This window comes from Streptomyces sp. NRRL S-340 (assembly GCF_000720185.1).
In the GTDB taxonomy this organism is placed as follows: Bacteria; Actinomycetota; Actinomycetes; order Streptomycetales; family Streptomycetaceae; genus Streptomyces.
Genome location: NZ_JOIY01000044.1, coordinates 78,264 through 98,407 on the forward strand (window position 1 = coordinate 78,264; position 20,144 = coordinate 98,407).

At 72.5% G+C, this 20,144-nt stretch carries 22 protein-coding genes and 2 pseudogenes; 14 read left to right on the plus strand and 10 right to left on the minus strand.

Annotated elements, in window-relative coordinates:
• Window positions 1-121 precede the first annotated feature (121 nt).
• On the plus strand, window positions 122-1,342 hold the full coding sequence (locus IG64_RS29855; protein WP_037861808.1) for an FG-GAP-like repeat-containing protein: 1,221 nt from the start codon (window positions 122-124) through the stop codon (window positions 1,340-1,342).
• A gap of 169 nt (window positions 1,343-1,511) precedes the next feature.
• Here the strand turns inward: IG64_RS29855 and IG64_RS29860 are convergent, their stop codons facing one another.
• Both IG64_RS29860 and IG64_RS29865 read right to left on the minus strand, forming a co-directional pair.
• Window positions 1,512-2,108, minus strand: a complete 597-nt coding sequence (locus IG64_RS29860) for a dihydrofolate reductase family protein (RefSeq protein ID WP_037861809.1) — start codon at window positions 2,106-2,108, stop codon at window positions 1,512-1,514.
• Window positions 2,109-2,438: 330 nt separating this feature from the next.
• The gene (locus IG64_RS29865; RefSeq protein WP_037861810.1) at window positions 2,439-3,350 is read right to left on the minus strand and encodes an SDR family oxidoreductase; all 912 of its coding nucleotides are present in this window, start codon (window positions 3,348-3,350) and stop codon (window positions 2,439-2,441) included.
• 122 nt (window positions 3,351-3,472) lie between these two features.
• Between IG64_RS29865 and IG64_RS29870 the strand changes: the two genes are divergently transcribed.
• Window positions 3,473-4,063 (plus strand): TetR family transcriptional regulator, encoded by a 591-nt coding sequence (locus IG64_RS29870; protein WP_037861812.1) that lies wholly within the window; start codon window positions 3,473-3,475, stop codon window positions 4,061-4,063.
• Window positions 4,064-4,259: 196 nt separating this feature from the next.
• On the opposite strand, the gene IG64_RS29875 is transcribed toward IG64_RS29870, so the two are convergent.
• Window positions 4,260-4,901 carry an MBL fold metallo-hydrolase gene (locus IG64_RS29875; RefSeq protein ID WP_037861817.1) on the minus strand — a complete coding sequence of 214 codons (642 nt, stop codon included), beginning with the start codon at window positions 4,899-4,901 and terminating at the stop codon, window positions 4,260-4,262.
• 96 nt (window positions 4,902-4,997) lie between these two features.
• On the opposite strand from IG64_RS29875, the gene IG64_RS29880 reads away from it, so the two are divergent.
• Both IG64_RS29880 and IG64_RS29885 read left to right on the plus strand, forming a co-directional pair.
• Window positions 4,998-5,423 (plus strand): MarR family winged helix-turn-helix transcriptional regulator, encoded by a 426-nt coding sequence (locus IG64_RS29880; protein ID WP_037861818.1) that lies wholly within the window; start codon window positions 4,998-5,000, stop codon window positions 5,421-5,423.
• A gap of 273 nt (window positions 5,424-5,696) precedes the next feature.
• Window positions 5,697-6,434, plus strand: a complete 738-nt coding sequence (locus IG64_RS29885; RefSeq protein WP_037861819.1) for a phosphotransferase family protein — start codon at window positions 5,697-5,699, stop codon at window positions 6,432-6,434.
• A 318-nt stretch (window positions 6,435-6,752) separates the two neighbouring features.
• On the opposite strand, the gene IG64_RS29890 is transcribed toward IG64_RS29885, so the two are convergent.
• A complete protein-coding gene (locus tag IG64_RS29890; RefSeq protein WP_051813486.1) occupies window positions 6,753-7,706 on the minus strand; it encodes a LysR family transcriptional regulator in 954 nt (317 codons plus the stop codon).
• Between the two features lie 130 nt (window positions 7,707-7,836).
• Here IG64_RS29890 and IG64_RS29895 point away from each other — a divergent pair, with 130 nt between their 5' ends.
• The 3 genes from IG64_RS29895 (at window position 7,837) to IG64_RS29905 (ending at window position 10,139) form a co-directional block, all read left to right on the plus strand.
• The gene (locus IG64_RS29895; protein WP_037861825.1) at window positions 7,837-8,562 is read left to right on the plus strand and encodes an SDR family oxidoreductase; all 726 of its coding nucleotides are present in this window, start codon (window positions 7,837-7,839) and stop codon (window positions 8,560-8,562) included.
• A gap of 342 nt (window positions 8,563-8,904) precedes the next feature.
• Window positions 8,905-9,513, plus strand: a complete 609-nt coding sequence (locus IG64_RS29900; protein ID WP_037861829.1) for an ester cyclase — start codon at window positions 8,905-8,907, stop codon at window positions 9,511-9,513.
• Between the two features lie 230 nt (window positions 9,514-9,743).
• Window positions 9,744-10,139 carry an Imm7 family immunity protein gene (locus IG64_RS29905; RefSeq protein WP_037861831.1) on the plus strand — a complete coding sequence of 132 codons (396 nt, stop codon included), beginning with the start codon at window positions 9,744-9,746 and terminating at the stop codon, window positions 10,137-10,139.
• A gap of 12 nt (window positions 10,140-10,151) precedes the next feature.
• On the opposite strand, the gene IG64_RS43360 is transcribed toward IG64_RS29905, so the two are convergent.
• Both IG64_RS43360 and IG64_RS39535 read right to left on the minus strand, forming a co-directional pair.
• Window positions 10,152-10,376 (minus strand): BRCT domain-containing protein, encoded by a 225-nt coding sequence (locus IG64_RS43360; RefSeq protein ID WP_420710008.1) that lies wholly within the window; start codon window positions 10,374-10,376, stop codon window positions 10,152-10,154.
• 111 nt (window positions 10,377-10,487) lie between these two features.
• Window positions 10,488-11,358: pseudogene (locus IG64_RS39535) on the minus strand (NAD-dependent DNA ligase LigA); the annotation flags it as partial.
• Window positions 11,359-11,710: 352 nt separating this feature from the next.
• Between IG64_RS39535 and IG64_RS43365 the strand changes: the two are divergent.
• Together IG64_RS43365 and IG64_RS29925 are read left to right on the plus strand one after the other, a co-directional pair.
• Entirely contained in the window at window positions 11,711-11,920 is a 210-nt protein-coding gene (locus IG64_RS43365; protein WP_078884300.1) for a hydrophobic protein, read from the plus strand.
• Window positions 11,921-12,050: 130 nt separating this feature from the next.
• Window positions 12,051-12,548 (plus strand): DUF2231 domain-containing protein, encoded by a 498-nt coding sequence (locus IG64_RS29925; protein ID WP_037861837.1) that lies wholly within the window; start codon window positions 12,051-12,053, stop codon window positions 12,546-12,548.
• Window positions 12,549-12,607: 59 nt separating this feature from the next.
• Here IG64_RS29925 and IG64_RS29930 read toward each other — a convergent pair whose 3' ends face one another.
• Window positions 12,608-13,255, minus strand: a complete 648-nt coding sequence (locus IG64_RS29930; protein WP_234438655.1) for an ATP-binding protein — start codon at window positions 13,253-13,255, stop codon at window positions 12,608-12,610.
• Window positions 13,256-13,453: 198 nt separating this feature from the next.
• A complete protein-coding gene (locus IG64_RS29935) occupies window positions 13,454-14,320 on the minus strand; it encodes an RNA polymerase sigma factor SigF (RefSeq protein WP_037861884.1) in 867 nt (288 codons plus the stop codon).
• A gap of 195 nt (window positions 14,321-14,515) precedes the next feature.
• Here IG64_RS29935 and IG64_RS29940 point away from each other — a divergent pair, with 195 nt between their 5' ends.
• Genes IG64_RS29940 through IG64_RS29950 form a run of 3 tightly spaced genes read left to right on the plus strand, consistent with a single transcriptional unit; the run spans window position 14,516 to window position 16,994 of the window.
• Window positions 14,516-15,319: an alpha/beta fold hydrolase gene (locus IG64_RS29940; RefSeq protein WP_037861839.1), complete on the plus strand. Its 804-nt coding sequence runs from the start codon at window positions 14,516-14,518 to the stop codon at window positions 15,317-15,319.
• Window positions 15,319-16,680, plus strand: a complete 1,362-nt coding sequence (locus IG64_RS29945) for a PP2C family protein-serine/threonine phosphatase (protein WP_037861845.1) — start codon at window positions 15,319-15,321, stop codon at window positions 16,678-16,680. The genes IG64_RS29940 and IG64_RS29945 overlap by 1 nt, the downstream gene beginning before the upstream one ends.
• Complete coding sequence (locus IG64_RS29950; protein WP_037861846.1) at window positions 16,677-16,994, plus strand: STAS domain-containing protein; 318 nt, start codon at window positions 16,677-16,679, stop codon at window positions 16,992-16,994. The genes IG64_RS29945 and IG64_RS29950 overlap by 4 nt, the downstream gene beginning before the upstream one ends.
• Window positions 16,995-17,227: 233 nt before the next feature.
• On the opposite strand, the gene IG64_RS29955 is transcribed toward IG64_RS29950, so the two are convergent.
• Window positions 17,228-17,839: a hypothetical protein gene (locus IG64_RS29955; protein ID WP_051813488.1), complete on the minus strand. Its 612-nt coding sequence runs from the start codon at window positions 17,837-17,839 to the stop codon at window positions 17,228-17,230.
• Window positions 17,840-18,110: 271 nt separating this feature from the next.
• Between IG64_RS29955 and IG64_RS29960 the strand changes: the two genes are divergently transcribed.
• A complete protein-coding gene (locus tag IG64_RS29960; RefSeq protein ID WP_037861892.1) occupies window positions 18,111-18,941 on the plus strand; it encodes a hypothetical protein in 831 nt (276 codons plus the stop codon).
• A gap of 7 nt (window positions 18,942-18,948) precedes the next feature.
• Here IG64_RS29960 and IG64_RS29965 read toward each other — a convergent pair whose 3' ends face one another.
• Window positions 18,949-19,173, minus strand: coding sequence for a hypothetical protein (locus tag IG64_RS29965; RefSeq protein ID WP_037861847.1), 225 nt, complete (start codon window positions 19,171-19,173; stop codon window positions 18,949-18,951).
• Between the two features lie 463 nt (window positions 19,174-19,636).
• Between IG64_RS29965 and IG64_RS29970 the strand changes: the two are divergent.
• Window positions 19,637-20,020 (plus strand): annotated as a pseudogene (locus IG64_RS29970) (MFS transporter); the annotation flags it as partial.
• Window positions 20,021-20,144: the final 124 nt, after the last annotated feature.

The following is a 20,144-nucleotide window of genomic DNA, read 5'->3' on the forward strand; positions in this document are numbered from 1 at the left end:
TCGTACGCGTTCTCTCGCGTCCCGCCAGATCGCCCCGCGCACCGCGGTGATCATCTCGACCAGGTATCTTCCTCTCGCGGCGCGTCGAGCGTCTCTCCGCGCCGCGTTAGGGAGGGAACGCATGCGCGTATCACCGCTTCGGCGTCTGGCCACCGTGGCCACGGCACTGGGGCTCGCTTCACTCGGGCTGCTCGGCGCGGGCGGGACGCCCGCGCAGGCCGCGGTCAGCGACTGCCCGTCGGGCTACTTCTGTGCCTGGAAGACCGAGAACGCCTCGGGCACCATGTTCAAGACGAACACGGCCAAGGCGACGCTCGGCAGCTGGAACAACACGTTCCGGTCGGTCGAGAACCACACGTCCAAGTACGTATGCCTGCACGACGACGCGAACTACGGTCAGGTCGGTCCCGTCGACGTGTGGGCGCCCGACCCCGCGGGCAAGGACTGGGGCCACTCGGCCGGCAGCACCAGCTCGGTGCGGTTCGTCTCCACCGCGCGGGAGTGCACCCTGCCGGCCTACCCGCAGTGGTTCTCCTCGCCCGCGCCCAAGGCGGCGGGCTTCGGCGACCTGAACGCCGACCGCCAGGCCGACGTCCTGGTCCGGGACAAGGCGGGCCGGCTGTGGTTCCTGCCCGGGGACCAGACCGGCAAGCTGGTCGGCACCGGCGGCTGGAACGGCATGAACGCCCTGGTCCGGCACGGCGACTTCAGCGGTGACGGCCGCGAGGACGTCATCGCCCGTGAGGCCTCGACCGGAAAGCTGTGGCTGTACCCGGGCACCGGTACGGGCAGTCTCGGCTCGCGCAAGCTCATGGGCACCGGCGGGTGGAACGGCATGAGCCGGATCGTCGCGTCCGGAGACATCTCCGGCGACGGCCGCTCCGACGTGCTGGCCGTGGAGAAGTCCACGGGCAAGCTGTGGCTGTACCCGGGCACCGGCGCCGGCGGCCTCGGCTCGCGCAAGCTCCTCGGCAACGGCGGCTGGAACGGCATGAACGCCCTGACCGGGGCAGGTGACATGAACGGTGACGGCCGTGCCGACCTGATCGCCCGCGAGGCGTCCACCGGGAAGCTGTGGCTGTACCCGGGCCGGACCGGTTCCCTCGGTTCGCGGGTGCTGGTCGGTTCCGGCGGCTGGAACGTCATGGACACCGTGCTGGGTCTGGGCGACGTCACCGGCGACGGCCACGCCGACCTCGTCACCACGACGACCGCGGGCTATGCGGGCGAGGGCTGCCGGGGCACCGGCTGCCAGCTCGTCTACACCGGCCGCGGCACCGGCGCGCTGAACGCGGGCCAGGTGACGGCCACCGACTGGTGGGGTCTGAACGGCGCCTTCTGATCCGGTCATCCGGTGAAAGGGCCTCCGCCGGCGGGCGGAGGCCCTTTGCGCGTTCACCCCACGACTCGGACGCCCCGGGCACCCGGCTGCGGCGGCGCGCCCCGGGGCGGCGGACGGGGACGGGTCCTGACACCCGGCCCGGGTCACGGGCTGTCCCCGCCCGCGGCCTTCAGCCGTCTGCGCGCGTGTAGGTGAGGAACACCGCGCCGCTCTTGAGGACGGTGTGGTCGGCGAGCGTCCAGGTGCGCGGGTCGAAGGCGGCCTTGCGGGAGAACAGCGGGATCCCGTCCCCGATGGTCAGCGGACCGACCTTGAGGATGAGCGTGTCGATCTCGGCGTACAGGGAGCCCGCCAGCTCGGCGCCGCCCAGGAGCCAGATGTCCTTGCCGTCCTGCCGCTTGAGGTCGCGCACGGTCGCCACCGGGTCGTCGGCGACCAACTCGACGGCGGGGTCCGGGCTCTCGGTCAGGGTCCGGGAGAACACCAGGTGCCGCAGGTGGGGATAGGCGTCGGTGAGACCGGCCGCGAGACCGATCTCGTAGCTGCGCCGCCCCTCCAGCACGGTGTCGAAGTGCGTGCCCTCCGCCGTGACGGACAGTGCCTGACGGGCCTGGACGGGCAGCGTCTCCGGGTACTCGGCCACGAGGTGCTGTATGTAGTCCGCCGGGACGGGCCAGAAGCCGTCGGGACCGGTGGGGTCCCCGCCGTCCGGGCCCGCGATGAAGCCGTCGAGAGTGGTGGCGATGTAGTGGACGAGTCTGCGCATGACGGTTCCCTTCCGTTGGTCACGCTGTCGCGCCACGGCCCGGCACCGCCGGCCGGTGTGCCGGGGCGCGAGGCCGCTGAGCGATCATGACACCCGTCCGGCCGAGGTGAGTACCGTGCCGTCAGATCCCGCCCGTCCGCCCCCTGCCAGGGCGTCCCCACCGGTCCTGACCGGGATCGCCGTGATCACTCCCGGAGCCGTCGTGCCGTGGCGCCGGCGCTCCGCGCGTCGGGGGGCCAGTTACTCCGAGCGGCGTGCCGAGCGGGTCACCGGCGTGGACGAGCGACACCGCCGGGTCTCACTCGGGCGCAAGGCCGCGGGGGCGCGGGATCAGGAGGCCGGCCGGGTCAGGTAGTCGCCGTGCTCCAGGTCTTCGAGGAGTGCCGGGTGGGTGGGCGACCAGCCGAGCAGTTCCCGCGTGTGCGCACTGGAGGCAGGCCCGTCGAAGCCGTAGGCCGTGGCCATGAACGGGCTCACGAAGTGGGTGGCGGCCTCGTCGGGGGTCAGGGAGACCGTGGGCAGGTCCAGGCCCCGGGCGATCGTCTCCGCGATGCTCTTCAGGGTGACCCCGCTCTCGGCCACTCCGTGCAGCACGCTGCCCGCGGGTGCCTTCTCCAGCGCCAGACGGAACAGGGCCGCCGCGTCGAGACGGTGCACGGCGGGCCACCGGTTGGTGCCGTCGCCGATGTAGGCCGAGACGCCGGTCTTGCGCGCGGTGGCGATGAGCATGGGGATGAAACCGTGGTCCTCGGGACCGTGGACGGTGGGGGCGAGACGGACCACGCTCGCGCGCACCCCCCGCGCGGCGAAGCTCAGACCGGCCCGCTCACCCGCGATCCGGAAGGCGGCGATCCCGGTCGTGTCCGGCTCGTCCAGCTCCGTCGCCACCCGGCCGGCGGGCATGACCAGTGTGCCGGAGGTCACGACGAGGGGCTTGCCCGAGTCTTCCAACGGCCGGCCCAGCGTCTCGATGGCGGTCCGGTCGCGCCGCATCATGTCGCCGAGGTCGGAGAAGTCGCCGCCGTAGGCCATGTGCAGGACGCCGTCGGCGGCCTCCGCGCCTCGGCGCAGACTGCCGAGGTCGTCCAGGGACCCGCGGTGCGGGGTGGCCCCCAGTGACTCGAGCCGGGCGGCGGCGGTGTCCGAGCGCGCCAGGGCGGTGACCGTGTGGCCGGCCGCGATGAGTTCGGTGACGACGGCGGGGCCGGTCTGACCGGAACCCCCAGTGACGAACACGTGCATGGAAACGGTCTCCTCTTAACGCCAGTGACTGGCACTACGTAGCGCCAGTCGCTGACCTTAAGTAGTGTCAGTCACTGGCGTCAAGTAGCGCCAGTGACTGACACGCGGGTATCGTTGGGGGCGTGCCACGGAGCGGAGCAGAAGCGCGACGCCGCCTTCAGCAGGCAGCCCTGGAGCTGTACCGGGAACGCGGTTTCGACCAGACGACCACAGCGGAGATCGCCGCCCGGGCCGGCGTCAACGAACGCACTTTCTTCCGCCACTTCCCGGACAAACGCGAGGTCCTCTTCGACGGCGAAGCCGACCTGCGCGCCGCGCTGACGCGAGCGGTGGCCGAAGCACCCGAGGATCTTCAGCCGCTCGGTGCCCTGCTCCACGCCTTCCGCAAGGCCGGGCGGATCCTCGAGGAGAACCGCCCGTTCTCCGAACCGCGACTGGCGATCATCGCGGTGACACCGGCGCTGCGCGAACGCGACCTGGCCAAGGCCGCGTCGCTCACCGAAGCCGTGGCGGAGGCGCTGCGGGGGCGCGGCGTCCCCGGCCGGCTGGCCGGCCTGGCCGCTCAGACCGGCTGGGCCGCCTTTCACCACGCGGCCCAGGCCTGGATCGACGACCCTTCCCGGAGCCTGGACGCACACCTCCGCCAGGCCTTCGACGATCTGCGCGCCCTCTGCGCGACCGCCTCACCGACACGGACGCAGCCCGGGAGCTGACCTCCCCCACCGGTGATCACCGGCCGTCTCGCGCGCCGGGCGGCACGCATCCTGGACGGGCGGAAGCCGGGCGCTCCTTGCGCGCAGACCTCGGTCCGTCACCGGAAGGGCGCCGGACGGTGCACCGCGCACGCCGCGCGCTGTTCGCCGGAGCCGGGTGCCGCACGGCGCACGCCGCGCGCTGTTCGCCGGAGCCTCAGCCGATCTCGGCGCAGGCTCCCGCGGTCAGGCGGTGGTAGGCGGCCCCGGTGCCGGGGCCGTTGTCGCCCAGGAAGCCGGCGATCATCGCGGTGCCGGCATCGTTGAGCGCGCCGTCGTGGACGGCGTAGGTCTGCCGCGGGGCCACCGCGCGCACGTAGTCGATGAGTTGCCCGGTGGTGGACCAGGGGCCGTGCACGGGCAGCAGGAGGGTGTCCACGGGGGTGCCCGGGACCGTGAGCGCGTCCCCCGGGTGGAACAGGGCGTCGTCGACGAGGAAGCCGATGTTTCCGATGCGCGGGATGTCGGGGTGGAGGGGTGCGTGCCAGGTCCCGTGGACCTTCACGTCGAAGCCGGCCGCGGTGAACGCATCCCCCTCGCCGACGGCGGTGACCTGGGCGCCGAGACCGTCCAGCAGCCTGGCGACGGAGGTGTTGGTCCAGATCTTCAGGGCCGGGTTGTTCCGGGCGGCCCTGCGGAGGAGTTCTTCGGAGAAGTGGTCGAAGTGTTCATGTGTGACGAGGACCGCGTCGGCGCCGTCCACTGCGTGCGTTTCGGTCAGGCCGCCGGGGTCGACGACCAGGCGGCGGCCGTCCTTCTCGATGCGCACACAGGCATGGCCGAACTTTGTGAGGTGCATGGTGATGTCCCGGTTTCCTTCCAGCGGAAATGTGTACAACCAATCTGTACAACTAAGTTATACACCTAGGTTACATACTTCTGTTAGGGTGAGGGCATGGACGACGACGCGCTGCCCGAAGACCTGCGGCAGGTGATCGGTGAGCTGGTGCGCGCCGTGCGGGCCGCGGACACGATGCCCCCCGGCGAAGCCGCCATCCTCGGCCATCTCGACCGCGGGGGCCCGCAGACCACGGCCGACCTCGCCCACCTGCGCGGCGTGAGCCACCAGGCAGCCGCGAAATCCGTGAAGGAACTCGCCGGCAACGGACTCGTCCGCGCAGAGCCCCACCCCACCGACGGCCGCAAGCTCCTGCTGCACATCACCGACGCAGGCCGGGCTCGCCTGGAGCGGGAACGCTCGCAGCGCGCCGACTGGCTCAACACCGCCGTCCGCGACGCGCTCAGCTCCGACGAGCAGCGGCAACTCCGGCAGTGCATCCCCCTGCTGGCCCGCCTGGTCACCCGCATCACCGGACAGTGACCCGCGTCCGGACGCCCGTACACCGGCCCGACGCATCACCCGTCACCGGCAACGACACGTTGACGCCTGACGCCTGACGCCTGACGCCTGATGCCTGAGGGCCTGCCCGCCGTTCGTGCGACTCGTGGCGGAAGGGGCGGGCTCGGTCCGGGCGGCGGCCTGGGCGAGGCCGGTGCCGTGCACGGAGCCGCCGGGCAGCGGGACGCGGCCGGTCACACAGTCCCACGCGAAATTCCCGGCGGCGTCGGCGGTCCTCCCGGGATACTGGTCGCCATGGATGAGGTCAAGGTCGTCGTCGCCCATTCCGAGCGCGCGACCCTGCGCGTCGGCGACGTGTTCCTGAAGGTGGACGCCGATCAGGCGCGCATCGACGTGGAGGCCGAGGCGATGGCCCTGGCGCCGGTCCCGACGCCGAAGGTCCTGTGGCGCAAGCCGTCCGTGCTGGCCATCGCGGCGGTCCCGGGGAAGGCGCTCGGCCGCCTCGGCGAGCCGTCCGCCGCGCCGCCGGCGGCATGGGCGGCGGCGGGTGCCGCCATCCGGAAACTGCACGAGGCGCCGTTGCCGCCCTGGGCCGGCCGGGGCCTCGACGAGCTGGCGGCGGATCTCGACGCCGAGTGCGAGTGGCTCATGGCGAACGGCGTCCTGCCCGCCGACCTGGTCACCCGCAACCGCCGGATCGCCAGGGCCGCGCTCCGGCCGTGGACTCCCGTCTTCGCACACGGCGATCTGCAGATCTCTCACGTGTTCGTCGACGGCGACGAGGTCACCGGCATCATCGACTGGTCCGAAGCGGCCCCGGGTGACGCGCTGTTCGACCTCGCCACGTTGACGCTCGGACACGAGGAGCACCTCGGTGACGTCGTCGCCGGCTATGGCGCCGATGTCGACCTCGACGTGATCCGCGCCTGGTGGTCGCTGCGGAGCCTGCTGGCGGTTCGCTGGCTGGTCGAGCACGGCTTCGACCCGTCCGCGCCGGGCTGCGAGGTCGACGTGCTGAGATCGGCGTACTGAGACCGGCGGGCTGGGACCGGCGGGCTGGGACCGCCGTACTGACACCCGCCTGTGAGGGTGTGCGGGCCGCACGGCTACGAGTGCGTTGCGACGCAACGAGCAGGCCGCTTCCCGCTCCCGCCTCCCGCCTCCCGCCTCCCGCCTCCCGCCTCCCGCCTCCCGCCTCCTCAAGAACATCACCGCCCGGCGTTGACGTCGCCGTGAGGCGGGCGACGCATGTGTGCCGTGTGTGAGTACACGTGTGCGCATGCGTGTGCGCCGGTCCCCGGTCGGCGGGCGGACACCGGTCGACGCCGGCTCAGCTCAGCTCGCCCAGGTTCATCCGGCGGACCGCGCGGGGGCGTCGGCCCGGGGCGGGAGCGGGACGGTGGGCGGGAAACCGGCCGGGTTGACACGGGCCTGGTCGGCGAGCAGTTCGGTGAAGGCGACGGTGAGGGGGTCGGGGCGGGTGCGGGTGTAGGCGGTGAGGGTGCGGCGGATCGGGGGATCGGGACGGAGCAGTGCGCCGTCGAAGTGGGGCGGGACGGCGTTGGCGGGCACCAGGGCCGGACCGAGTCCGGCGGCGGCGAGCAGGGGCGCGGCGGGAGTCTGCTCCGTGCGGATCGCCGCGCGGGGGTGGAAGCCCGCCTGGGCGCAGGCACGGTCGAGCAGATCGGCGAGGCCGTTGTCGGGGGCGTAGTGAACCCAGGCGCGGTCGGCGAGGTCGATGAGGGCGACCGTGCCGGTGGGGCGTTCGGCCAGCGGGTCGTCGGCGGGCAGGACGATGGCGAACTCCTCGACGCCGAGTTCGCGGATCGGGCCGTCCCAGGCGGTGGGCGCGGGACCGACGGCGAGATCGGCGCGGCCGGAGTCCATGGCGGCCTGGAGCCGGTCGGTGTGCGGGTACTCGCGCAGCCGGATCCGTACACCGGGGTGACGGCGGCGCCAGGCGCGCAGGACGGGCGGCAGGATGCCGAGACTGACCGAATAGATGGCGGCGACCTCCAGTTCGCCCTCCTCCAGGCCCGACGTCCGCCGCGCCACCGTGTGCAGGCGCTCTGCCTCGGCCAGCGCGGCGCGGGCGTGCGGCAGGACCGCCCGGCCCATCGGGGTCAGCCGCACCGACCGCGGCAGGCGTTCGAGCAGCGGGCCGCCGACCGTTCTCTCCAGGGCCCGCACCTGGTGGGAGAGCGCGGGCTGGGTGACGTGCAACTGCTCGGCCGCCCGTGTGAAGGAGCCGGTGTCGACCACGGTGACCAGGTATTCGAGCTGCCGGAGCGTCGGGGCTGCCATGAACAGAATTTATCACTGAGGTAGAAAGCAAGCCTTGGACGCATGGCAGGAGGCTGCGGGAGGCTCCTGGTGCGGCCCCGAGGAAGAGCAGAGCGGGCGGCCGTACCCCGATGACTCGAAGGAGAACCTCATGTTCGATGGCACGCCTCTCAAGGAGCAGCGGCTCGTCGTGGTGGGCGCGGGCTCGCGCACCGGGCGCGCTCTCGCCCGAGCCGCCTCCGCGGCCGGTGCCGCGCTCGTGCTGGCCGGTCCGGATCCGCGCAGGCTGGAGTGGACGGCGGGCGAGCTGTCCGGGCCGTCCGAGGTGCTCGCGCTGGACCTCGCCGACGAGCGGTCGATCGCCGGCTTCGCCGGGCGCGTGGGCGGGTTCGACCACTTGGTCTCCACCGCCGCGATGCCCGCGAACGGCCCGCTGAAGGACCTCGAAGCGGCCGATGTGCAGCGGGCGTTCTCGGCCAAGGTGATCGGTCCGCTGCTGCTGGCCAAACACCTGTCCGGGCAGGTGGCCGCGAGCGGTTCGTTCACCTTCTTCTCGGGACTGGCCGCCTGGCGGCCGGCTCCCGAGCGCACCGTGATGGCCACCACCAACGGCGCGCTGGCCTTCCTGGTGCGGGCGCTGGCGGTGGAGATCGCCCCGGTCCGGGTGAACGCGGTCTCCCCGGGCATCGTCGACACCGGTTCCTGGGACGGCCTCGGGGCGGACAAGGAGGCGTTTCTGCGCGGCGTGGCCGAGCGCAACCCGGCCGGGCGGGTCGGCAGCCCGGAGGATCTGGTCAAGGCCGTGTTCTACGCCATCGACAACCCCTACGTCACCGGCACCGTGTTGCACGTCGACGGTGGCGGCCGCCTCGCCTGACCGGCGCCCCGCGCACCCCGTCCCCGGCTCGGCCGACGCTCGGCCGGCGAAGGACACCGCTGACGGAAGCGGCTGCCGGGCGGCCGGGTCTCCCGGTCACCCGAGCGTCCTCGTCGGCGCCGCGGGCTGGGGGTGCGGCCAGGGGCGGCCAGGGTCCGCCAACCTCGCCGCCGAGCCTCCCGGGCCAGGTCACCGGCGCCGGACACGCCGTCCGGACGGGGCTCCGCGCGCCGGAAGCGCCCCTCATTTCTCCACTTCCCCCGACCGGTCCCAGAGGACCGGCGGCCCCCCGGTCACGCCCGAAACGTCAAGCATGACCGGCTGACCGAAGGAGCACTCCTCATGCGTTCGCACACACTCTTCCGGATCGCCGCCCTCGCCGCCGCGGCAGCCTGCCTGGCTGGTGGCACCGCTGCCGCGGGCTACGCCCACACCGAGGACCACCACCCGGCCTCGCGCGCCTGGCCCCAGCGCCTGATCGACCGCTCGCCGGATCTGGTCCGGCCCCGGGCGATCACCGTCGACCGCTCGATCGGCGTGCAGCGAGCGGCCCGGGAGGTCCACCTGGCCCAGCAGTTGTACACCTTCTGGAACACCGGGCGGCAGACGTACCTGGATGCCGCCGTCAGCCCCCGGTTCAAGGACAACACCCTGCCCGCCGGCCGGCCGCAGGGCCCCGCCGGGCCGGTCTTCGCCTCGAAGAACTTCCGCACCGCGGTGCCGGATCTGACCTGCGAGCTGTCCGACCTGCTGGTCACCGGTGACAAGATCACCGCGCGGCTGGTCTTCCGCGGACACTTCACCGGCACCTTCAACGGCGTCCAGGGCAAGGGCCAGAGCGTCGACTTCGGCGCCCTCGACATCCAGCACGTCGGCCCCGACAAGATCATCGAGGACTGGCACATCGAGGACAACGAGACCCTGCTGGCCCAACTGGGCGTCACCGCCTGACGATTCACCTCCTAAGCGCCCTCCCCGGACGGGGCAGGGGGAGTCACACGAGGGCCAGCGCCATCTCCACATCCTCGTGTGTGGTCATGACCGAGGGGGCGGCGCGTGACCAGGGTGTCCGTCCGGCGGACGACGCCGACCGCTGTCGGCTGCCGGCTGTTGTAAGGAGTGCCCGGCGGATCACGCTCTGGCCGGAAGGGCAGAGGGGGGCGCCTCACTATGATCGTGGGGTGTTCGAGTACCACGGGTGGATCACGGTCAGGGAGACCGCAGCCGGTGACGACGATGAGTTCCGGTTGCGGCAGATCGTCGATGAGCTTCGCCGTCGCATCGCTCAGATGGACAGCCCGTACTTGCTGGACATCAGGTGGATGAACGGCGAGCCGTTCATCCACCTCGGCGGCGCCTCCAATCACCGCTCATCACCGGACGTCCTCGAACTGTTTGAGCATGTTGCCGTGGTAGCCCCTGGTTCCTACGGGCTCCTCCACGTTCTCGACGACGAGGAACCGGGTCGCGGGAACGAGGTACGTGTGCTGAGGCTCGTTCGGGGAAGAGTCACGCAGCACACGGAAGCCCTGCTGTCGCCGTACGTCCCGACGGTGGAAGATCCCTTCACGGGGTGAGGCGCCGCCGGATCATGCGGCAGGCCGGTTCAGGCAGCCGGCGATGATGATGGCGAATTTGTCCGGGGTGGCCAGGCGGACACCGAGCTGCTCGGCCTTCGCTCGCTTGGAGCCCGCGCCGTCTCCGGCGACGACGAGGGCCGTCTTCCTGGAGACGCTGGAGGACGAGCGGCCGCCGGCTTGTTCGGTCAGCTCGTTCATCTGGTTGCGGCTGCGCTTTTCCAGGGGACCGGTCATCGCGCCGCTGACGACCACGGTCGTGCCGCCCAGCGGGCCGCCCGCACGCTCGGTGTCCTCGTCCTGGGCGCGGATCTCGCCGGCGGGCGAGGTGGGCGGGGTGGCGCCGGGCTCGGCCCGCAGGGCGGCGATCTCCTGCACGCGGACCAGCACCTGCTCGACGGTCCCGGCGGTGATGCCGGCCACCGGGGTGCCGACGATGGTGTGGATGCCGTACGCGGCGGCCTGGGCCATGAGGTCGCTGTGCGCCGTTTCACCGAGCCGCGCGGCGAGCGGTGCCTCGGTGCCGGGCCGGGGCGCAGGCCGTAGCCGAAGAACGTCAACGGCACGGTGCAGGCGCGCTCCTTGGCACGCACAGTGCCGGCCGCGGCGCCCCGCGGATTGGCGAACGGCTGCCCGCCGTGCGCGGTGCGCACGTCGTTGGCGTGCTCGAACTGAGCGGTCGTCATCAGGACTTCGCCCCGCACCTCCAGGGTGACCGGCTCGGCGAGTTCATCCGGCAGGCCCTCGATGGTGCCGATCGCGTGCGAGACGTCCTCCCCGGCCGTCCCGTCGCCGCGTGTGATCAGCTGTCGCAGGCGACCGCCTGTGCAGCGGGCGGCGACCGCGAGCCCGTCGAGCTTCGGCTCGACGCTGAACCGCTCGGCCTCGTGGCCGATGCGCCGGGCCAGGGAGGCAGTCCAGGCGGTGAACTCCTGCGGTGAGAACACGTTGTCCAGGCTCAGCATCGCCACCGTGTGCGGGACATCGCCCTGCACGGCACCGCCGGCGACCTTCCCCGTCGGAGAGCCGGGCAGCACCTGATCGGGATGTCCGGCCTCCCACGCGGCGATGTCTCGCACCGACCGGTCGTAGGCGTCGTCGTCCAAGGCCGATGTCCCCTCGCGTAGTAGGCCGCCGACGCCTTCACCGCGTCCTCGACCGCCTGCGCGTAGGCGGCGGCATCCTCGATCGCAGCTACGGTTGTTGTCATGCCGGCCATCCTGCCTGCCACCACTGACACCGCCGGTTCAGCGGGAGGGGAGGCCCTCTGCGCACACGCGAGGCAGCGGCGCACGCGGCAGCCTCCGCCGGGGGACGTTCGGCGGTCACCGCAGGAGGCCCGAGGCCAGACCGCGGGAGCCGTCCACACGGAGTTCTGCCCTGCGTGGGCCGCGGTCCGGGCGGCGGCGGTGCGTGATCCGTCTCAAGGAGTTGCCGCCCCTGTTCCCCCGGCCGTGAGCGTTTGCCGGGGAAAGGGAAAACGGAGCAGTCGGCTCCACTGGTGCGGTAGCCGGCTCATGCCCCAGCTTTTCCCCCATGAACAAAGGAGATTGCGAGGAATGCGCGCCACGATGCAGGGCATTCGGTGGGTCAGGAGGTTGATAACAATGGTTCCCCTTTTGCTTGTCCTGCTTCTCGCTCTCATCCTTTTCGGCGCCGGATTCGCCCTCAAGATTCTGTGGTGGGTGGCGCTGATCGTCCTGGTGGCACCGGGGTACGCGCGTCGGAATCGCGGGCGCCCCACGGGACGGGGGTGGGACGGACACGCTGGCGCCGGCTGACCTGCCGAGGGGTACCAGGTCCACCGGTCCCGCGGGGACACGAGCGGGTCAGAAGAGACTGAGAGGTTGCCGTGCGACTCTGGCGCGTCCCGTAACCAACCCCGTCGCCCACCAGCCGGAGGAACCGTCCATGAGCCTGATCAACGGCCTGCCCGCACACGTCCTGCTCGTGCATGTCGTCGTGGTGTTCGTCCCGCTGACCGCGCTGGCACTCGTGCTCTGCGCCGCCCGGCCCGCGGCGGCGCGGCGCCTGGGCGTCGCCCTGCCGCTCTTCGCCCTGGTCACGCTCGTGAGCGTTCCCCTCACCACGGGGGCGGGGGAGTGGCTGGAGAAGCACGTCGGCAGCAACGCGCTGGTGCGCCGGCACGCCGAACTCGGTGACGGCCTGCTCCCCTGGGCCGCCGGCCTGTTCGTCCTGGCGGTCGCCGTCTGGTGGTCGGCCCGCCGCACCGCCGCCTCCGGACCGTCGGGCACCTCGCGCTGGACCACCGCACCGGTGCGGGTCGCGACCGCGGTGCTGGCGCTCGTCGTGGCCGTGGGAGCCGTCGTGGACGTCTACCGCATCGGTGACTCGGGGGCCAGGGCCGCCTGGCAGGACGCCGTCACGAGGACGACGTCGGGCGGGTGAGCCGGGCGGGACGGCACGGCGGGCAGACCGCCGGCGTCCAGCATGCTCCTGCCGTCCGGTCACACCGTCGTCGTGCCCGGGCGCGGGCGCGTGTCCGGCGTGTCCGCGGCTTCGCCGGGGCCCAGCGGAATGTGCGCGACGACCGTCTTGCCGCCCCGCTCGCTCCGTACGGTGAGAACGCTCGCCACGGCCCGGACGATCTCGAGGCCGTGCCGGCCGACCCGGTGAGGATCCGGAGCCTGTGCCGTCGGGAAGACCGGAGCGCTGTCCCACACCTCCACCCGGACCGTTCCGCCGGACAGGCACAGGCGCAGCACGACGGGCCCGTGCGCGTACTTGCAGGCGTTGGTGACCAGTTCGCTGACCACCAGCTGGACCAGGCCCACGAAACGTTCCGGCACCGGCGAGCGATGGCCGGCGGCCCCGTCCCGGGCGAAGAAGGCGGCGGCGCAGGCGCGTGCTTCGGCGATGCAGGCGCCCTCACCGGACAGGGTGACCGTCGTCCGCGCCCCTTCCGCTTCCTGCGCCGCTCCGCCTTCACCCGCTGTGCCCGCCCTTGCTGCTGCCCGCGCCTCTCCGGCGGTGCGTACGTCTCCCGCTGCCCGCGCCTCTCCGGCGGTGCGTACGTCTCCAGCTGCGCCCGGTTCTTCCCAGTCCGCCCCGCCGTCGCGGCGGCTGCCCACCGGCCAGTCGCTCCGTCCCTTCACGTCGACCCCCGTTCCTGCGCACAGTTCACCCGGCTCGGCGATGTGACACGCTGCCAAGCATGCACCCTCCAGTGGTGTGACCGGGCGGCGTTGCCCCCACTGTGTGCGATCCGCTCCCTCTTCTTCGGGGGTGGCGTCGGACACGCCGTATGCCCGCCACGGCAGCGACGGGCATACGACAGGTGCGGACGGGGCGGCTCAGCCGGCGGCGAGCATGCCCGTGCGGAGCCGGGCCAGGCAGCGCGAGAGCAGTCTGGAGACGTGCATCTGGGAGACCCCCAGGCGTTCACCGATCTGCGCCTGGGTGAGTTCCTCCACGAACCGCATGTGCAGCAGCCGCCGGTCGCGCTCGTCGAGTCGGGCGATCAGGGGGGCGAGGGCGTGGAAGTCCTCCACCAGTTCCAGCGCGGTGTCCTCGGTGCCGATGAAGTCCTGCAGTGCGGACTCGTCGTCCTCGCTGCCGCTGAGGCCGGCGTCCAAGGAGGAGGAGTTGTAACCGTTGGCGGCCAGGCGCGCCTCACGGACCTCGTCCTCGGACAGACTCATCAGCTCAGCCAGTTCCCGCACCGTGGGGGTGCGGCCCAGGCGGCTGTGCAACTCCTCGGTGGCACGGGCGAGCTGGACCCGGGCCTCCTGAAGCCGCCGCGGGACGTGCACGGCCCACGTGGTGTCGCGGAAGAACCGCTTGATCTCGCCGACGATGTAGGGAATGGCGAAGGACGTGAACTCCGCTTCCCGGGACAGCTCGAACCGGTCGATCGCCTTGATCAGCCCGATCATGCCGACCTGGACGATGTCCTCCATCTCCTCCGGCCCCCGGCTGCGGAAGCGCCCCGCCGCGTACCGCACCAGGGACATGTTCATCTCGATCAGCGTGTTGCGGGCGTAGCTGTACTCGGGCGTCCCCTCTTCCCGCACCGCCAACTGCTCGAAGAACAGCCGGGACAGTTCCCGCGCGTCCTTGGGTGCCACCCGCGAGGGATCGGCGATGTCCGGCAGCCCGGCCGCCCGGCCGTCCACCGCGTCCGTCCGCGAGTGTGCCGCCGCCGCGCGTGTTGCGCTCATGGGCCCCATGATGTCGATGCCCCTCCCGTGATCGGTCCGGCCGCTCCCGCGGTCCGGACGGCCGATGCCGTGGCACTCGTACCCCCGGACCACGCGCCTACTCCCACCGGATCCGGCATGCGGGGCACCACCGCGACGCGGAGCGGTCGTGAACCGCCTGCGGGGCGCGTTGCGCCGAATGGGAGGATGGCGGACATGGACATCCGCCGCAGGAACAATGTGACGATCACTGGCCCCGCCGACGGACCGGTCGTGGTGCTGGCCCACGGCTTCGGCTGCGATCAGAACATGTGGCGCGCGATCGTGCCCGCACTGGCCGAGCGGCACCGGGTGGTGATGTTCGACTACGTGGGATCCGGCGGGTCCGACCTGTCGGCGTGGACCCAGGAGCGGTACTCCTCGCTCCACGGCTACGCCCTGGACGTGGTGGAGGTCTGCCAGGAGCTGGACCTGGAGCGGGCCGTGTTCGTGGGGCACTCGGTCAGCGCGATGATCGGGGTGCTGGCGGCCCGGACCGCGCCGGAGCGGATCGGAGCGCTGGTGATGGTGGCCCCGTCCCCCTGCTACATCGACGACGACGGCTACCGAGGCGGCTTCACGGCGGACGACATCGACGAACTGCTCGCCTCACTGGAGTCGAACTACCTGGGCTGGTCCTCCGCCATGGCCCCCGTGATCATGGGCAATCCGGACCGCCCCGAGCTGGGACGGGAGCTGACCAACAGCTTCTGCGCCACCGACCCCGACATCGCCCGGGTCTTCGCCCGCACCACCTTCCTGTCCGACAGCCGTGAGGACCTCAGGAGCGTCAGCGTGCCCACGCTGGTGCTGGAGTGCTCACAGGACGTCATCGCGCCCCGCGAGGTCGGCGCCTTCGTGCACGCGGCGGTCCCCGGCTCCCGCCTGGTCACGCTGGACGCCACCGGCCACTGCCCCCAGCTGAGCGCCCCGGAGGTCACCTCGGACGCGATCCTGCACTTCCTGAAAGAGCTGCTGTGATGTGCCGCACGGGCGGGCAGCCGGACCCGTGGGAGACGGGCGGCAGGGCCACCGACGCCGCCTTCACCGCGCTCCTGGAGGACAGCGCCGAGGACCTGTACGAGTCGGCGCCCTGCGGTTACCTCTCCACGATGATGGACGGCACGATCGCCCGGATCAACACCACGCTCCTGGACTGGCTCGGTCTCGCGCGCGAGGAGCTGGTCGGGCGCCGGTACTTCACCGACCTGCTCAGCGTGGGCGGCAAGCTGTACCACGAGACGCACTTCGCGCCCCTGCTGCGGATGCAGGGCGAACTGCGCGGCATAGCCCTGGAGATGAAGACCGCCGACGGCCGCCGCCTGCCGGTCCTGGTCTCGTCCCAGGTCAAGTACGGTGGTGAGGGCGAGCCGCTGCTGATCCGCACCACGGTCGTCGACGCCTCCGACCGGCGCGCCTACGAAGAGGAACTGCTGCGCCGCCGCCAGGACGCGGAAAAGGCCCGGGCGCAGGCCGAGAAGGCGCGGGCGGAGGCCGAGAAGGCGCGGGCGGAAGCGGAAGCGGCCCGCCGGGAGGCCGAGGCCGACCGGGCGAGGCTGGCCCACGCGCTGACCGTGCTGCAACGGTCCCTGCTGCCCGACTCCCTGCCCACGGTCCCCGGGCTGGAGACGGCCGTGTACTACCACACCGCCTCGCCGCACCGCCTCGGCGGCGACTTCTACGACCTCTTCCAGACAGACGGGAAACGCTGGGCGTTCTTCCTCGGCGACGTGTGCGGCAAGGGGCCGGAAGCGGCTGCCCTCACCTCGCTGACGCGCTACACGCTGCGGGCCGCGGCCCTGCACGACCCGGAGCCCGCCGCCGCACTCACCACGCTGAACACCGTGCTCTACGAGCGGTACTCCGCCGGCGGGGACCCCCGCTACTGCACGGTGGTCCACGGTGTCGTCGAACCCGGCGACGAAGCCGGTCACATGACCGTGCGCCTCGCCTCCGGTGGCCACCCGTCCGCCCTCGTGCTGCGCGCCGACGGCCGCGCCGAGTTCCTGCCCACCCCCGGCGGCCTGCTCGTCGGTGTCCTGCCCACCGCCCCGGTCGGCACGACCGAGACCACCCTGGCCCCCGGCGACACCCTGCTGCTCTACACGGACGGCCTCACCGAGGCGCGCACCGGCTCCGCCCGGGACGACCTGTACGGTGAGGACGCCCTGCACGCCTTCGCCCGCGACCTCGCCCCCGCGACACCGCAGGAGACGATCGCGGCCCTGGGCGAGCTGCTGAAGAATTTCGGTGACGGCCTCGACGACGACACCGCGCTCCTGGCGGTCGGCGTCCCGCCGCGCCCCTTCCCCACCCGCCCGTCAACGAATCACCTGCGATGAGCCCGTTGAACATCACCCGACGCGAAACCCCGGCCGGCCCCGTCCTGCGGGTGGCCGGCGAACTCGACTACGCCCAGGCGGCCGCCCTGCGGGAACAGGTCGGCGGACTGGTACTGAGCGCGGACCAGTGCCTGGTGATCGACCTGTCCGGGCTGGAGTTCTGCGACTCCACCGGCATCACCGCCCTCCTCGCCGCCCGCCAGCACGCCCACGCCGCAGGGGCCGACATCGTACTGGCCGGCGTCCCCTCCAACACCCTGCGCGTCCTGACCATCGTCGGACTCGACCAGGTCTTCACCATCCGGCAGGACTGACCCCTCCAGCCGGCGGTACTACTCCTCCACCCGCCGGAACTCTCCTCCAGCCGGTGGGACCGGCTTCTCCACCCGCCGGGACTCTCCTCCACCTGGTGGGACCCGCTCCTCCACCGTCCTGCGGCACTGGCCGGGGGCGCCGAGCCGAAGCGAGCCCGGTCCAGCCCAGCCGAAGCGAGCCGGGCCGGGCCTGCCGGGCGGGTCGGGGCGAGGACCGGGGCCCGGAGCGCCGGTCACCGCTGTGCCGTACTCCCCAGGGCGCCGGGCGAACCGTCCTCTTCCGCCACCGCCCTGGCGGCCCTGGGCCAGTGGGCCCGCAGCCGGCGCAGATAGGACCGCGCCATCGGGCCCGGGGGCACGCCCCTGGCGAAAGCCCGCATGTTGCGTTCCCCCGCGTTGTAGCCGAGGGCGAGGAGTTCGTCCCTGCGGTAGCGGCGCGCGCACCGCCCGGGCAGCACGCGGTCGAGGTCCTTCAGGTGCAGGGCCGCAACGTGGACGGCGAACGCCGGGTCGTCACGCAGGTCCTGCCAGCGTCCCGGCAGCGCGTGCGCGCGCCGCACCTTCTCGAACGTCGCCCTGTGCATGTTGGCGACACCGAAGGAGGCGTCCCGCTTCCACCACTGCCAGACCCGTTCGAGCAGCGGATGGTGCGGTTTGTACGCCTCGTTGTGGAGCACCGCCATCAGCAGTACCGGCGAGACACCCGCCTCCCGGGCGCTGCGCACCACCGCCGTGGTGTAGTCGGCCGGGTCGTAGCCGCCGGGCCGCAGGGGCGGGGTGCGCGCGGCCTCCCGGCCGCCCGGTCCCCCCGTCCGTCCCCGCGTCGCTCGCAGTCCCTCACCCATCCTTGTCCCGTTCTCCTCTGCTGTACCGAAGGGCCGCCGGAGCGACCACCGTGCGGAGGAGCACGTGCCCCCGCGACCGCACCTCAATCCGAGGGCCCCGGCTCGGGCAGCGCCCCCCCCGTACGGCTCGGCCCCGCACCACGCACGATCCCGGCCACCCGCCTCCTGCGGTCCCGGTCACGCCCCTCGCACGGTCCCGGTCACGCTCCTCCCGCGGCCTCGGCCGCGGTCCGGCACGTCCGTTGTCAGTGGGGTGCGCTTCACTGTCGTCATGGAGCTCACACAGACGACCGTCGGCGACCTGCTGGCCGGGCTCGGTCCGGGGGACGGCTGCATGTACCTGTCCGGCGACCTGGACCCGCAGGCCCTGACCGACGTGCTCGCCGACAGGTACGGCGCCCCGCGCACCCTCGTCCTGGACGGCTTCACCGATCCGACGGCCGACGAATCCCGGGGCGCCGCCCTCCTCGTCCCCTTCCAGGACCGGGCCGTGTGGATACGGGCGTGGGCGTGGGGGGACCGGTGGGTCGGCGCGGGCACGGCGCGGGACGCCCGAGGGGTCCTACGGCCGGTGCCGGCGGTCGCGCACAGGCGGGTCCCGGAACCCGCGGTGATCGCTCCGGGGGAGGACGGGGACCAGGACGTCGACTGGACGGCGCGGCTCCTCGGGATCACCGGCTGGAGGTATCCCGCCCGGCGGCCGGACGTGAACTGGGCGGAGGCGGAGTCGCGCCTGGGGACCCCGCTCCCGCGCGACTACAAGTGGATGGTCACGACCTTCGGCACGGGCGCCTTCGACGGATACCTGGACCTGAACCAGGAGCCGTGGACACATCTCAGGGAGGAAGGTCTGCTCGTCTGGGCGGGCACGGAGCACGAGGACCTGTACTGCTGGAGGGCCGACGGCGACGACCCCGACCGCTGGCCCGTCGTCGTCCGGTCCTGCGACGGCGAGGACGTCCCCTACGACTGCCGGACGGCCGAGTTCGTCTGCCGCATCCTCGTCGACCCGCACCACCGGTTCACGACGGCCCGCTACTTCGGCACCCACTGGTTCATGAACTGCCGGCAGGCGGACCGCGATCTTCCGGACCGGTTCTGACGAGGGCTCACCGCCGTGCTTCGGTGGGGGCGGCCAGCAGCAGCGCCGCCCACAGCGCCGCCTGCACCGCGAGGCCGAGCACGGCGCGCACACCGGCCCCGGTGGCGAGGGAGGAGGCCAGAAGGGCCACGGAGAGCAACAGGAACGCGAGGTAGGCCAACTGGGCCGAGCGCAGGAGCGCGGCCGTCCAGGCCGAGGAACGTGAGAGCTGTCGATTCTGATGCACTGTCATCCAACCGCCCGAATGGACATCGACGTCACCGTCCTGATCCGAGAAGGACCCCCGGGACCGGCCACGAGGCTCCTCGCCCGGCCGGCGGGACCCTGATGCTCTCCGGGTGCCCCGGCCGACGGGACCGACACCCGCCGGCCGGCGCACCAGGGGTGAACTTGGGCCCGCGGCGGGGAAGTTCGGCGCGCCCGGGCGCCGCCCGTCCGGGTGGGCGGGAGGCCGCCGAGGACGCGGCGCGGAGCAGAACAGGCCTGGCCGCGGCCGCTTGCCGCGGCGTATCGCGATCGACGTGAACGTACCGGCCTCGCCCGTCTCTCCGGACGCCTTGATCGTCACCGTCGCCCTGCCCTGCCCGGCATCGGCGGCGGCATGCCGGGCCTGCAACGGGTGGCGGACGGACACGCGCGGGTCCTCGCCGCCCTGATGCTCTCCGCGGGCGCCCACTGCGACCGCATCGGGGGCCCGGCGGGCGTACGGCGCCGGCCTGGTCCTGCCCGCGGTGGCCTCGGCCGCGTGCGGACTGGCGCCGGACCTGGGCGTGCTCGCGGTGGCGCGACCGGTCCAGGGGAGCGCGGCGGCGCTGATGACGCCCACGTCGCCGGCGCTGGTCCGGCAGGGTTCTCCCGACCGGGCGAAGCGGGCTCGGGTGATCGCCGTGTGGACGGTGGGCGGCGCGGTCGCGGTGGCGGCGGCCCCCGTGCTCGGCGGTGCGCTCACCGCCTCCCTGGGCCGGCGGTGGGTGTTCTTCGCCGATCTCCCGGCCGCCCTGTCGGCGCTCGTCCTGCTCGCCCGCGTGCCGGCTTCTCCGCGAGCGGCGGCAACGTCCCGGGACACCACACCTAGATGAATGAGTCCGATGTCGGTGCTGGTCACGACGATGGCGAAGGGCGCCCGTTGGTCAGTGTGTGAAGACAAACCTGGACGCCCTTCTGGCGGCACTGTACGTGTTCATCGACGACCATGTGGCGCCT